The sequence below is a fragment of the Actinomyces israelii DSM 43320 genome, from assembly GCF_000711965.1.
GTDB classification, from domain to species: Bacteria; Actinomycetota; Actinomycetes; order Actinomycetales; family Actinomycetaceae; genus Actinomyces; species Actinomyces israelii.
The window spans coordinates 41743-55258 of record NZ_JONS01000009.1; the positions used below are offsets into that span (position 1 = coordinate 41743).

Genomic DNA, 13516 nt, shown 5'->3' on the forward strand with positions numbered 1-13516 from the left:
CTTGACTCTAGCAGCGATCGATTCTATCGTTTTCATCACCGCCAACGATGACATCGTTGTCACCCTTGTGATTCAGCGGTTCTTCAACGGAGAGGAGCGTGCCGCACCCCCGCCGTCGGGCCCGGCGCCGCAAGCCCGCCCGACGGCCCCATATCCCACCCGGACCCGCCCCCCGTGACGGGTCCGCGCAATTCCGGCAATTCCGGCAATTCCATGCAATGGAGCAGACATGACAGTTCAACCGCGCCTGCACATGGAGGACATCGCCAAGTCCTTCCCAGGCGTGCAGGCTCTCAAAGGAGTCTCCCTGGACCTCCGACCAGGGGAGGTCCACGCCCTCGTCGGCGAGAACGGCGCCGGGAAGTCGACGCTGGTCAAGATCATCACCGGCATCCACCCCACCTTCTCCGGCGTCTACGAGTACGAGGGCGCGCCCGCACGGTTCCGTTCCATCCGCGACGCCCAGGAGGCGGGCATCTCGATCGTCCATCAGGAGCTCAACATGATGGCCGATCTGACGGTCGCGCAGAACATCTTCATAGGCCGGGAGTCCCCCTCGCTGAGGATCTCCGACCGCGACCTGAACCGCCGCGCCCAGGCGCTCATCGACGACTACGAGATCGGCGTCGACCCGCGCACGCCCCTGCGGGACCTGACGGTCAGCAAGGCCCAGATCGTGGAGATCGCCCGGGCGCTGTCCTTCCGGGAGACCAAGGTGCTCATCCTCGACGAGCCGACCGCGGCCCTGTCGGAGGCCGAGAGCGCCGAGCTCCTCGAGCGCGTGCGCGGCCTGCGGGAGCGGGGCGTGTCCATCGTCTACGTCTCCCACCGCATGCACGAGATCATGGACGTCTCCGACCGGATCACCGTGCTGCGGGACGGAACCCACGTGGGCACGCTGGAGACGGCCTCGACCACCATGGACGAGATCATCGAGCTCATGGTCGGGCGGCAGGTCGTCAACGCCCCCAAGAGCGCCTCGGCCGTTCCCGCCGACGCCGCCGTCGTCCTGGAGGCCGACCGCCTGAGCTCGGCCGACGTCACCGACGTCTCCTTCGAGCTGCGCGCCGGGGAGATCCTCGGATTCGCAGGGCTCGTGGGCGCCGGGCGCACCGAGACCATGCGGATCCTCGCCGGCGCCGACCCGGCGACGGGCGGGCGCATCACCGTCAAGGGCGAGCGGGTCGCCTTCCACCACCCGCGGGACGCCGTCAGGGCCGGCATCGCCTACCTGTCCGAGGACCGCAAGCGCTACGGGCTCGCCGTCGGCCTGTCGGTCGCCGACAACACGGCCCTGCCCTCCTACGACCGGCTCAGCTGGGGGCCGGTCGTCCTCGGCAGGCAGGTGGCCGAGGCCACCAGGCGCTACGTGGACAGGCTGCGCATCAAGACGCCCTCGATCCGCCAGCTCGTCCGCAACCTGTCCGGGGGCAACCAGCAGAAGGTCGTGCTCGCCAAGTGGCTGCTGCACGACGTCGACATCTTCATCTTCGACGAGCCCACGCGCGGGATCGACATCGGGGCGCGCTCGGAGATCTACGGGCTCATGCGCAGCCTGGTGGCCGAGGGCAAGTCGATCATCCTCGTGTCCTCCGACCTGGACGAGGTCCTCCACCTGTCCGACCGCGTCGTCGTCATGTGCGAAGGACGTAAGACCGGCGAGCTCGACATCTCGCAGGCCACACAGATCAAGATCATGGAGCTGGCGACAGCTCAGGAAGCACGTGAAGCAGCATGAAGACCAACCTCCTGAAGAATCCCCTCGGCAAGAAGCTCTCCCCCCAGGCCACCCAGCAGCTGATGGCCCTGGCCGCCCTGGTCATCCTCTACGTGTACTTCGCCATCTTCGGCACCCGCTTCCTGTCCCCCGGCACCTTCGTGTCGATCCTCGACTCCTCCTACTACATCGGCTACCTCGCCATCGGGATGACCTTCGTCATCATCACCTCCGGCATCGACCTGTCCGCCGGAACCGTCATGGTCGGCGCGGCGCTGGTCGGCGGCATCGCCTACAACGTGTGGCACCTGCCGATCCTCGTCTGCCTGCTGGTCGTCGTGGGGACCGGCCTCCTGTTCGGGGTCGGCAACGGAGTCCTCGTCGGCTTCTTCCGGCTGCCCCCGTTCATCGCCACCCTGGGCATGCAGTTCATCTCCCTGGGCCTGTGCGCCGTCGCCGCGAAGGTCCAGACCCAGACCTACCCGAGCCTGACCTCCTCCGACGGGTGGTTCAAGACCGTCCTGTACAAGGCCGGCACCTTCCCCGTCGGGGCGCTCTGGCTCGCCGGGTTCTTCGCCATCGCCTGGTTCATCCTCAACCGCACCAAGCTCGGCCGGTACGCCTACGCCATGGGCTCCAACGAGGAGGCCGTCGAGCTGTCCGGGGTCATCGTCTCCCGCTGGAAGTTCTGGGTCTACGTCCTCAACGGGTTCTTCTGCGGGCTCGCCGGGGCCATCTACGCGGCGACCTTCTCAGCGATCACCCCGCAGACCGGCAACGGCCAGGAGATGTACGCGATCGCCGCCTGCGTCATCGGCGGGACGTCGCTGGCCGGAGGCGTCGGCTCCCTGTGGGGGACGATCATCGGCGTCTTCGTCATCAGCGTCCTGAAGACCGGCCTGCTCTCCATGGGCCTGCCGGTCCAGTGGCAGCAGTTCCTCATCGGGACCGTCGTCATCCTCGCGGTCCTGCTCGACGTCATCCGCAGCAGGCGGGCCCGCCGCTCATGACCGTCCGGACGGGGCCGGCCCGCGCCCCCTCCCACCCCACCCGTGGATCTCGAAAGGATCTCCAGCCCATGGCCCCCATCACCCGCAGAACGGCGCTCGCCACCCTGGGCGCCGCATGCTCTGTGACGCTGCTGTCCGCGTGCGCGGGCGACGACGCCACGACCGTCATCATCATCTCCAAGAGCTATCAGAACCAGTTCTACCAGGCGGCCTTCAAGGGCGCCCGGGAGGCCGCGGAGTCCCTCGGCGTCAAGCTCGTGACCAACGGGCCCGACGCGGAGAGCAACGTGTCCCAGCAGGTCGAGCAGCTCGCCGCCGCCGTCAACCAGCGCCCCTCGGCCATCGCCCTGGCGGCCTGCCAGCCCGACGCCGTCCAGGACGCCCTCGTGGCCGCCAAGCGGCAGGGCACCCCCGTGATCGGCTTCGACTCCGGCATTCCAGACGACGCCTCGGGGGCCGTCCTGGCGACCGCGACCACCGACAACGCCCTGGCGGGAGGGAACGTGGCCAGCAACCTCGCGGCCAGCGAGGCCTTCCGCAGGGCCGTCGCCGCGGGCACCGCCGCCTCCCCCGCCGTCGTCGGCGTCCTGGCCCAGGACTCCACCTCGGGCTCGATCATCCAGCGGGTCGACGGCTTCATCGACACGCTGGTGAACGAGCTGGGCAAGCTCGACGGGCTCGCGGGCGCCATCGACGTCTCGGGTCAGCAGCACTGGACCCGGGCCTCGGACAAGCCCGCCAGGGTGAAGATCGTCGTCACGGTCCCGCCCACCACGAGCCAGGCCGACATCCAGTCGGCGGCGGCCTCGATCCTCGGCGCCCAGGGCCTGGTCGCCCTGTTCGCCGGCAACCAGGACACCGTCAACGGAGTCATCTCCGCCACCAGCGACGCGACCGCGCTGGACCGCGAGACCGGCGAGTACAAGGACCTCCTCGTCGTCGGCTTCGACGCCGGCAAGTCCCAGAAGGATGCGGTGCGCTCCGGCGCCTTCCTCGGGTCGGTCACCCAGGACCCCTACCAGATGGGCTACCAGGCGGTGCAGATCGCCGCGAGGGCAGCCGCCGGCGAGACGGTCGGGGACGTGGACACCGGCTCGCACTGGTACGACGCGAGCAACATCGACGACGCCGACCTGTCGATCCTGCTCTACGACTGAGCGGGGCGGCGTCGGGCGGCCGGGTGCGCCCGCGGCCGGCTTGCGGGTCGGCCGTGGGCGCACCCTATGCGCCCGGCGTGCCCGCGCCCCCGGCGCTGCTCCCGCCCGCGGCAGGGCGCAGCGGCTACCGTGCTGCTCGAACGAGCACACGAGCACGAGCAGGACACGGAGGATCCCATGGCTGGGAGAACGGGAAGGACGGGCAGGGTCGTCCTCATCACCGGCGCGAGCAGCGGCATCGGCTTCCAGGCGGCCAGGGACCTGGCCAGGGCCGGGCACACGGTCTACGCCGGGGCGCGGCGCGTGGAGCGGATGCGGCCGCTGCGGGCCCTGGGCGTCGCCCCCGTCGCGCTCGACGTCACCGACCAGGACGCCTGCACCGGCGTCGTCGAGACGATCATGGCCGAGCAGGGGCGCATCGACGTCCTGGTCAACAACGCCGGCTACGGCTCCTTCGGGGCGGTCGAGGACGTGGACCTGACCGAGGCGCGCCGCCAGATCGAGGTCAACGTCCTGGGTCTGGCCGCCCTGACCAGGGCGGTCCTGCCGCACATGCGCGCCCGCCGCTCGGGCACGATCATCAACATGAGCTCCATGGGCGGCCGTCTCGTGACCTTCATGGGCGGCTGGTACCACGCCACGAAGTACGCCGTCGAGGCCCTGTCCGACGCCCTGCGCATGGAGGTCGCGGACTTCGGCATCGACGTGGTCCTCATCGAGCCCGGTGGCATCAGGACCGACTGGGGCACCATTGCCGCCGACCACCTGGAGAGCTCCGCCCGGGGCGGCGCCTATGAGAAGGCGGCCGGCAGGGTGGCTGCGAACATGCGCAGGCTGTACGCGAGCAGGCGGATGAGCGACCCGCAGGTGGTGGTGCGGGCCATCCGCGGGGCCGTCGAGGCCAGGCGCCCCCGGTCCCGCTACCTCGTCGGCCTGGGGGCCAAGCCGCTCGTGGCCGCCCACGCGCTGCTGCCCGCCCGCCTGTTCGACCGGATCATGCGGGGCGCGGCGGCGGGCTGAGGGGCCGCGTGGCTCCCGCCGCGGCTCACGGGCCTACCGGACCTACAGGATCAGCCGCATCTGGCGCCAGACGGCGCCGCCGTGGGTGGACTCCCGCGAGACGCCCTCGTCGCGGAAGCCGAGGTGGGCGTAGAAGCCGACGAGGGCGGCCTTGGCGGTGAGCACGACCCCGCGGCGGCCGCTGGAGCGGGCGTCCTCGACAGCGTGCCGCACAAGCGCGCCGGCCAGGCCCCGGCCCCGGCGGTCGGGAGCGGTTGCAACGCTGAAGATCATCTGCCAGGCGCCGTCGGGCTCGTGCAGCTCGGCGCGGGAGAACATCTCGTCGGCCAGGTCGGGCAGGTCGGTGCACATGCCGTTGACGCAGGCGACCAGCCGCTCGGGGCCGTCGGTGTCGGGGCTGTCCTCGACGGCGAGCCAGACGTGGTCGGGGTAGGCGGCCAGGCGCGCGGCGATCGTCTCGCGGTCGGCGGCCTCGGCGGGCGGGAAGCAGAGGGCCTCCAGCTCGGCGACGGCGTCGAGGTCGGCGGGCGAGGCCGTGCGGATTCTCGGGCGGATTCTCATGCGCCCATTGTGCGTATGGCGCCAGCCGCATCGCGCGTGTACCACATGCCGATACCTGCCAGGCAGACGGCCGTGGCCACCACGGCGAGCACGCCGGGCAGGGCGGTCGCCCAGCAGGCGACGACGGCGCCAGCCCCACGGCCAGCGGCGGCGCCCGGTCAGGAGCGCCAGGAAGCCCCAGGAGGCCACCAGGCAGATCATAATCCCGCCGGCCAGCAGGGCGGCGGCCGTCGCCGTGAGCGGCTCACGGGGCTCATCGACAATGATCTCGGCGCTCACCGCCAAGGTGATGAGCCCGATGACCAGCACCTGCTGGCCGTTCGTGGCCGGCCTACCCGTAGACGTCGTGGGCGAGGATCATGGCGCTGCGGCCCACCTGGACGAGCACCAGGGGAACCACGCCGGACAGGACCCGCAGCAGCAAGGGGCGGGTGGATCGCAGTCACGGCCCCAGGCAAGGTCGGGGGAAGGACGAGGCCGCCTCGATCTGCCGACTGCCGAGCTCGATCTCAACGGGCGCCCAGCGCATGACCAGTCTGCGACGCGGCCGATACCGGAGCGCACCCTCCCCATCGGCGTGGATGACCTAGTGGATGACTTAGATGAGTGATTCCCAGGCCTGACGCCCGGGGCCTGACGCCCGCCATGCGCTGCGGCCCTATCAAAAAGGTGGCTCCTACGCACTTTTAAGGTGTTCGGCAGCCTTGAGCGCGGCGGAGATCGGCGTGATTCCGCGGTTCTGCAGCGAAGGCGGGGCGAGCGCCGGTGTTAAAAGTGCGTAGGAGCCACCTTTTTCCCGTCGAGGTCGGCCTCCTGGGGCCCCGGAGAGCCCCGGAGGGCTGGTGGTGGCCCGGCGACGGGCGCTCGCATCTCGACGAAGAAGGCAGTGGGGCTGCGAGGACCGGGCGAGGAACCCGCCCCTGTCAGCCGCCCGCCCCGGCGCCGCCGCCCGCCCCGGCGCCGCCGCCCGCCGCCGGGCGACGGCCGACGAAGACGCTCACCGCGGCGGCGAGGGCGATGACGGACAGGGCGAGGAGCACGACGAAGCCCGTGCGCGTGCCGGCGCGGGTCGCGGCGACAAGGTCGTCGGGGTCCGCGCTCTGGGCGGCGTTGACGACGGTGGTGGCCACGGCCGTCCCGACGGCGCCGCCGAGCTGCTGAATGGTGTTGAAGGCGGCGTTGCCGTCGGCCTGGAGGCGGTCGGGCAAGCCGCGCAGGCCGTTGGTCATCGAGTTGGAGACCGACAGCCCCTGGCAGATCGGCATGATGACGTAGATGAGGGCGAGCCAGGCGGCGGGGACGGTCACGCCGACGGCGGCGAACAGGGCCATGGCGAGCACGCCGCAGGCGGCGCCGACCAGGATGGGGCGGGCCGGGCCCAGGAGGTCGAGGACGCGGCCGCCGAAGGGGGTCAGGCACGCGCCCAGGATGCAGCCGGGCAGCAGGAGGCAGCCGGCGGCGAATGAGCCCATGGAGGCGCTGACCTGCGCATAGTAGGGGATGAGGTAGCCCAGGGCGAGCACGATCGCCTGGATGAGGACGACGTAGGTGACGCTGAGGGCGTAGGTGCGGTCGGTGAAGATGCGGATGCGGACGAGAGGGCGCTCGGAGCGGGACGACAGGACGCAGAATGCCGCGATGAGGACGAGCGCGAGGGCGAGCAGCCCCAGGACCCGGGGACTGGTCCACCCCGTCTCGCCGGCCGCGTTCGTGGCCAGGACGAGGGCGGTGAAGCCGGAGGCCATGACGAGGAACTGCAGGGGGCTGAAGGTGGCGTCGGCCTGCGGCCGGGTGGCCTGCCGGATGGCGAGGACGCCCAGGACGCCGGCGACGAGGAGGAAGGGCAGCAGGACGAGGAAGATCGACCGCCAGCCGAAGGCGCCGATGAGGTAGCCGCCGAGTGAGGGCCCGACGGCGGGCGCGATGGCGGTGATGAGGGTGGCGACGCCCATCATGGTGCCCAGCCTCTCGAAGGGGACCTGTTCGAGGACCATGTTGAACATCAGGGGCAGGGCGATGCCGGTGCCGACGCCCTGGATGAGGCGGCCGAGGATGAGCACGGTGAAGTGCGGGGCCGCGGCGCACATGACCGTGCCGGCCAGGAAGGCCGCCATAGCGAGGGCGAAGAGGGCCCTGGTGCGGAAGCGCCGGTTGAGGAAGGAGGAGATCGGCATGATCGCCGCCAGGACCAGGAGGTAGCCGGTGGTGATCCACTGGACGGTGGAGGTGGAGACGCCGAACTCCTCCATGAGGGCCGGGAAGGCGATGTTCATGGCGGTCTCGACGACGACGCCGGCGAAGGACATGATGCCGATGGCGACAACGGCGAGGACGAGGCGGGCGTCGAGCCTGCGTTCGAAGGTGGGCACGAGACTGATTGTATGAGGCGATTAATTCTCCGGCGTGTGACGTCTCAGGCAGGACCCGCACCGTCGCGGCGCCCCGTCAGCGGTCTCCCGCTGCGGATGCGCTCCCGGTCTCAGCGCCGCGGGAGGACGACGATCCCCCGCTCGACATAGCTGCGCACGGCCGCCTCGACGGTCTCGACGGTCGTGTAGCGGGGCCGGTAGCCCAGGAGCCGCCTGGCCTTCTCGTTGGAGAAGTGGCCGGAGCGGGCCAGGTGGAGGTAGGTGGACTTAACGGCGTCCTCGCCCAGGCCGCACTCGCCTGCCCACCGCTCCCAGCCGAGGAAGCCGATCCGGGGCTCGGCGCCGAGCACCCGGGCGACCGCCAGCGCGCAGCCGTAGGTGGTCAGCCCCTCGTCGGCGACGGCGTGGAAGCACTCCCCCAGGGCCGCCTCGCGATGGACGACGGCGTCCCGGAAGACCTGGGCGACGTCGTAGCCGTGGACGTGGTGGAGGATCTCCTGACCGAAGTTCGGCAGGACGACCTCGCCGCCGTCGGCGATCGTCTGAAAGACGCGGTGGTCGGTGTTGCCCAGGGGGCTGATGATGTCCCAGCCGGGGCCGGAGATCTGGCCGGGCATGACGACGGTGGCGGGGAGGGCGTCGCGCTGCCAGGCCCGGCGGAGGAGCTCCTCGATGGCGGTCTTGTCGCGGCCGTACTGGTCGAGGGCGCGGCGGGGGTGGTCCTCGGTGACGGGGTTGACCTCGGTGCGGCCGTCCGCCCAGATGGAGGAGGCGACGAGGTAGTGCCGCAGCGGCCCGCCGGCGAGGGCGTCGACCATGGCGCGCACCTGCTCGGGGGTGAAGGCGACGAGGTCGATGACGACATCGGCGCCGACGTCGGCGATGGCGCGGGCGAAGCCGGCCTGGGAGCGGTCCACGAAGAGGCGCTGCGCGGCCTCCCAGGCCGGGTGGTGCTCGTAGGGCCGGGAGGCGCCACGGGTGACGGCGGTGACCTCGTAGCCGGCCTCGGCGAGCTGGGGGACGAGGTAGGTGCCGATGTGCCCGGTGGCCCCGATGACGACTGCCTTCATGACTGTGGTCCCTTCTCAACGCGCTGGCTGCTCCCGCCCGGCGCCGCTGCCGCCGCGCTGCGGAGCCGCCTTCGGGATCCATGCTAGCAATGGCGGCGATCCGGGTAAGCCCCTGGGCCCGCGCCGTTCATCGAGCGCGCACCCACTCGAAGACGTCGGCTGCCTCCGGGCGGCCGTCGGCTCGGGCCAGCAGGTGGAAGGTCGCGTGGGCCATGGCGTCGCGGATGGGCACCACGGTGCGGTCGGGCGCCGGCGCCGCGTGGGAGGGCGCGTCGGTGACGAAGTAGGGCAGCGACGAGCTCGCCAGCTGCTCGAAGGACCGCGCGGTCCTCCTGGACGAGGAACTGTGAGCGCGGGAAGTGCCGGTCCCACAGCTCGCGCCAGAACCCGATGCCCTTCAGGAGAAGGAAGGTCTCACCGTCGAGCTTAGCCGCGCTCACGCTCGGCCGGCCCGCGAGCGCGTGCCCGGGAGGTCGCCGTCGGCCGGGTCGTCGCCGACAGCCAGGTCACGCGCGAGGATCTCTTCATCACCTCCAAGCTCTTCCTGCAGAGCTCCCCCTACGCCCAGTACGGCAAGGACATCGACGCCACCCTGGAGTGCCTGGGCACGGACTACGTCGACCTGCTGCTCCTCCACCAGCCCTACGGCGAGTACGTCTCCGGCCGGAGGGCTATGGGGGAGGCGGTCGAGGCGGGCAGGGTCCGCTCGATCGGCCTGTCCAGCTTCTCCGCCACTCTGGTCCGCGAGATCCTCGACTGGGCCGCATGGGCCCGCCCCACGGCTACGGGCCGATCCTTTACGAGGAGCTCGCACGCCCCTGGACGAGTGATTCCAAGGGGCGCGGCAGCGATGCCCAGTCCGTCGGCGTGCCAGGCCACTCGGCGCCTCGCAGTCCCGACGCCGTCCCCGGGGCCCTGGGCGGTCCGGTCCGGCCCGAGACGCCGGCCTGACGGCCCGCCGGGCGCCGCCGCGCCCCGCAAAGTGATCACCCCACGCACCTTTAGCCCTCCACGCCGCCCGGCCCGCGCCGCAGAACCGCGGAATCACGCCGATTCTCACCGTGTCCGGGGCTGTTGGCCGGCTTAAAAGTGCGTGGGATGATCACTTCTCCCACCCCGGAGCCAGTCATCGGGATAATCGGGTGCCGTTCCAGCAGGCCGCGGCTGCCGGGTCCTGCCGACCGGTGTCGAGCCGGAACGTCAACGTACCTTCCCAACACCAACGTACCTTTCTCCCATCCTTCTGAGCTTTACCCCCAGAAGGATGGGAGAAAGGTACGTTCACGTTGGGCCGCACGCCCCGCCCGGCGAGCGCCGCACCCCGGCGCGATCACAGGCCCAGGTCGGCGTGACTTCCAGTCTCCACCAGGACCAGGACCAGCTCCGTCTCCCTGATCTGGTAGATCAGCACCCAGTCGGGCCGGATGTGGCAGTCCCTCACTCCAGCCCGGTCGACCGTGAGCGCATGATCCCGATAACGGACAGGCAGCGTCTCGCGACGTCGAAGCATCTCAACCACCGCGAAGAAGGCATCCATGTCGAGGCCGCGTCTTCTAGCCCGCTTGAGGTCCTTCCTGCATTTACTCGAGATGACGATGTCGAGCACTACAGGTCCAGGTCATCGCGCAAGTCTGCGACGCTCCCGTAGCGTCTGGCGGTGCCCGCTGAGATCTCTGCGTCAATCTCGTCGTAGGCCTGCCGGGCCTCGGCACTCATGACATATGGACGGGACGTGTCGAAGGGGAAGCCCTTGAACTCATTGAACGCGCGCACGAACATGCGCACCGCATTTGACGGGGTCGTCCCCATCTGATGAGTGAGCTCAACAAATAAACGCTTGTCGTCGTCGTCGATCTTGACATTGAGGGTCTTAGTCGCCATCAGGTCTCCCGCCCCACACCTCACTGCATCAGCATGCTCATCGTATCATGGTGTAACACGATGTGGTACGGGCTCGTGGGGCCCGGCACCGCCCGGCCCGGGACGCCGCCTCACCAGGACGTCAGCGGCCCTGGACCAGGTCCTGGGGGGTGAAGCGGCGCCCCGCCGGCCCTCTCACTGGGACGTCGTGCGCACCGTCGTCCCGGCAAGGGCCTTCTCCCCGGGGCGGGCGAGCGGGCCGACGAGCTCGTGGGGCGCGTAGGGCTCCTCCAGGTAGGCGACGTCCTCGGCGGTGAGGGTCAGCTCCAGGGCGCGCACGGCATCGTCGACGCGGCTCGGCCGCGAGCAGCCGACGATGGGGGCGGCCACGCCCCTGGCCCAGTGCCAGGCCAGCGCGACGTCGGCCATGGGCACCTCGTGCCTGGCCGCGACCTCGGCGACGCGCGCGATGACGGGCATGTCGATCTCGCGGTCGCGGTCGTACTTGGCGCGCATGGTGCCGTCCGTCGTCGAGCGCACCGACGGCGAGTCCCAGGTGGGGCGGGTCAGGTGCCCGGAGGCGAGCGGGCTGTAGGGGGTCAGGGACATGCCGTACTGCTCGACCACGGGGATCATCTCCCGCTCGTCCTCGCGGTAGAGGAGGTTGTAGTGGTTCTGCATGCTGGCGAAGCGGGTCCAGCCGTGGGCGTCCGCCACCACCTGCAGGTTGTGCAGCTGGTAGGCGTACATGGCGGAGGCGCCCAGGGCCCGCACGCGGCCGTCGCGCACGAGGCGGTCCAGGGCCTCCATGGTCTCCTCCACGGGGGTGGAGTAGTCGAAGCGGTGGATAATGTACAGGTCGAGGTAGTCGGTGCCCAGGCGCCGGAGCGTGCCCGCGATCTCCCGCTCAATGGCCTCGGCGCCCAGATGGCCCTCGTTGAAGTAGACCTTGGAGGCCAGCACCACGTCCTGGCGCGCGACGCCGAGGTTCCTCAGGGACTGCCCGATGTACTCCTCGCTGGTGCCGTGGGCGTAGACGTTGGCGGTGTCGATGAAGGTGACGCCGAGCTCGAGCGCGCGGGCGATGACGGCCTGGGTGGAGGGCTGGTCGATGACCCACTGGTGGAAGTCCGGGAAGACCTGGCCGAAGCTCATGCCTCCAATGCACAGCCGCGGGATCGTAATGCCTGTGGTGCCGAGCGTCGTGTACTGCATGGCGCCAGTATGGGTGCCCGGCGCCGCCCCCGGGCAGGCCCTGCCAGAACCACCCTGGAGGCCGCCCAGCGTGCGGTCCGACGCCGGCGCCCAGCCTCAGCGGCTCCCTTTCGCCGCGAGGAGGCGCACCGCCCGGCCGGGCCCGCGCCCTGAGCCTCCGCCGGCCCGCGCCACGACCTGGGACCAGGCGGCCGTCTCGGCCCGCTCACGGCCCCAGCGCCTTGAGCGGGAAGGTGACGACGCCGTCAGGGAGCGTCATCACGGGTCCGTCGGCGGTAATGACGGCGGTGTACGCCGGAGGAGGGGTCCGTGCGGTGTCGATATCGGCCACGAAGGCAGCGAGCGAGGTCTGCGCCGCCGGGATCTGGCGCTGCCCCAGCTTGACCTCGAAGGCGGCCCAGCGCCCGTCATCCAGTTCCACAATGGCGTCCGCCTCCTTCCCCGCCTTGTCCCGGTAGTGGTAGAGGCGTCCGCCGCACATCTCGGAGAAGATCCGCAGGTGCTGCACCGCCTGGGACTTAAACCAGAGCCCGGCGGTCTCCAGGTCCTGTAGGAGGCGCTCCGAGGATGTCGCCGTCACCGCCGCGGCGAGCGCAGGGTCGACGAAGTGCAGCTTCGACGACGTGCGCACCGCGTAACGGGACCGCAGGTGCGGCGCCCAGGCCGGCTGCTCCTCGATGACGAAGAGGCGCCTGAGGGCGCCCACGTAGGCGATGGCAGTCTCCGCGCTCAGGGACTGCCCGGCCGCGTCCCTGGCGATGGCGCGGAAAGACGCCTCTGTCGCGACATGCCGGGCGAGAGAGCGCATGAGGGCGCGCAGGCGCACAGGATCCCGCCGCGGTTCACCGTCCAGGCGACCGACGTCGATACTGACAATGTCCTCGACGTAGTCGCGCAGGCGGCGCTGCGCCTGAGGGGTCGTCAGGTCGAGGTCCCCCGGCCACCCTCCGTGCACCAGGTCGTCCAGGGCCTCGCGTACACCGGCGCCGGAGTTAAGCACCGGCGCCGGCGCCTCGCCGTTGAACAAGCCCGCCAAGGAGACGCTGCCATCCCCGCGACCGCGCTCGAACAGGGTCATGGGCCGCATTCGGATCCGTGAGATCCGGTGTGCTCCGGAGTGCCGCGCGGCATCCTCGGCGGGGACGGATGATCCCGTGAGGATGAACTGTCCCGGGTGGCGACGGGAGTCGATCTCCCTGCGCACGAGGTTCCACAGTGAGGGCTCGATCTGCCACTCGTCAAGAAGACGCGGCACGTCGCCGGCCAGGAGGAGCGAGGGATCGACGTCCAGGGCGGCCCGCAGCTGCGGCAGCCCGGAGTCCAGCGCGATCTCGGAGGAGGCGTGTCGGCGTCCGGTCATGGTCTTGCCGCAGGCGCGGACGCCCTCGATGAGGACACCCCCCGAGTAACCGAGGATGTCGTCAACAAGCCGATCCACGACTCTCGGCAGATAGCCCTCCTGCTCCACGGTTCCCTCCCCGCACCCTTGCCGCGCAATGTCAACCCGGCATGTGGCGTCGCCCCAACCGGTCATGTG

The 13516-nt window shown here is 70.5% G+C and carries 12 protein-coding genes and 1 pseudogene; 6 read left to right on the forward strand and 7 right to left on the reverse strand.

All coding sequences use genetic code 11. The features are described from left to right. The first annotated feature begins 229 nt into the window (after nt 1-229). The 4 genes from O145_RS04805 (at nt 230) to O145_RS04820 (ending at nt 4904) form a co-directional block, all read left to right on the forward strand. Complete coding sequence (locus tag O145_RS04805) at nt 230-1738, forward strand: sugar ABC transporter ATP-binding protein (RefSeq protein WP_043560426.1); 1509 nt, start codon at nt 230-232, stop codon at nt 1736-1738. Next, nucleotides 1735-2727 carry an ABC transporter permease gene (locus O145_RS04810; protein ID WP_043560428.1) on the forward strand — a complete coding sequence of 331 codons (993 nt, stop codon included), beginning with the start codon at nt 1735-1737 and terminating at the stop codon, nt 2725-2727. The genes O145_RS04805 and O145_RS04810 overlap by 4 nt, the downstream gene beginning before the upstream one ends. A 68-nt stretch (nt 2728-2795) precedes the next feature. Beyond that, nucleotides 2796-3884 carry a substrate-binding domain-containing protein gene (locus tag O145_RS04815; protein WP_052374696.1) on the forward strand — a complete coding sequence of 363 codons (1089 nt, stop codon included), beginning with the start codon at nt 2796-2798 and terminating at the stop codon, nt 3882-3884. A gap of 177 nt (nt 3885-4061) precedes the next feature. After that, a complete protein-coding gene (locus tag O145_RS04820; RefSeq protein ID WP_043560431.1) occupies nt 4062-4904 on the forward strand; it encodes an oxidoreductase in 843 nt (280 codons plus the stop codon). Between the two features lie 42 nt (nt 4905-4946). Here O145_RS04820 and O145_RS18930 read toward each other — a convergent pair whose 3' ends face one another. From O145_RS18930 to O145_RS04835, 3 genes are all read right to left on the reverse strand, one after another. Continuing rightward, nucleotides 4947-5774, reverse strand: a complete 828-nt coding sequence (locus O145_RS18930) for a GNAT family N-acetyltransferase (protein ID WP_229118358.1) — start codon at nt 5772-5774, stop codon at nt 4947-4949. Between the two features lie 614 nt (nt 5775-6388). Continuing rightward, nucleotides 6389-7834, reverse strand: coding sequence for a DHA2 family efflux MFS transporter permease subunit (locus O145_RS04830; protein WP_229118359.1), 1446 nt, complete (start codon nt 7832-7834; stop codon nt 6389-6391). Nucleotides 7835-7944: 110 nt separating this feature from the next. After that, entirely contained in the window at nt 7945-8904 is a 960-nt protein-coding gene (locus O145_RS04835) for an NAD-dependent epimerase/dehydratase family protein (RefSeq protein WP_043560432.1), read from the reverse strand. A gap of 526 nt (nt 8905-9430) precedes the next feature. Between O145_RS04835 and O145_RS19815 the strand changes: the two are divergent. Both O145_RS19815 and O145_RS18940 read left to right on the forward strand, forming a co-directional pair. Beyond that, nucleotides 9431-9595, forward strand: a pseudogene (locus O145_RS19815) (aldo/keto reductase); the annotation flags it as partial. Nucleotides 9596-9669: 74 nt separating this feature from the next. Further along, complete coding sequence (locus tag O145_RS18940) at nt 9670-9855, forward strand: hypothetical protein (protein WP_229118360.1); 186 nt, start codon at nt 9670-9672, stop codon at nt 9853-9855. 379 nt (nt 9856-10234) lie between these two features. On the opposite strand, the gene O145_RS04845 is transcribed toward O145_RS18940, so the two are convergent. The 4 genes from O145_RS04845 to O145_RS04860 all read right to left on the reverse strand — a co-directional run bounded on the left by O145_RS04845 (nt 10235) and on the right by O145_RS04860 (nt 13447). After that, nucleotides 10235-10510 carry a type II toxin-antitoxin system YafQ family toxin gene (locus tag O145_RS04845; RefSeq protein ID WP_043560436.1) on the reverse strand — a complete coding sequence of 92 codons (276 nt, stop codon included), beginning with the start codon at nt 10508-10510 and terminating at the stop codon, nt 10235-10237. Then, nucleotides 10510-10785 carry a type II toxin-antitoxin system RelB/DinJ family antitoxin gene (locus O145_RS04850; RefSeq protein ID WP_043560438.1) on the reverse strand — a complete coding sequence of 92 codons (276 nt, stop codon included), beginning with the start codon at nt 10783-10785 and terminating at the stop codon, nt 10510-10512. Before O145_RS04850 ends, O145_RS04845 begins: the two co-directional genes overlap by 1 nt. A 174-nt stretch (nt 10786-10959) precedes the next feature. Continuing rightward, nucleotides 10960-11979, reverse strand: coding sequence for an aldo/keto reductase (locus O145_RS04855; RefSeq protein WP_043560440.1), 1020 nt, complete (start codon nt 11977-11979; stop codon nt 10960-10962). A 205-nt stretch (nt 11980-12184) separates the two neighbouring features. Further along, entirely contained in the window at nt 12185-13447 is a 1263-nt protein-coding gene (locus O145_RS04860) for an ATP-binding protein (RefSeq protein WP_229118361.1), read from the reverse strand. Between the last annotated feature and the right edge of the window lie 69 nt (nt 13448-13516).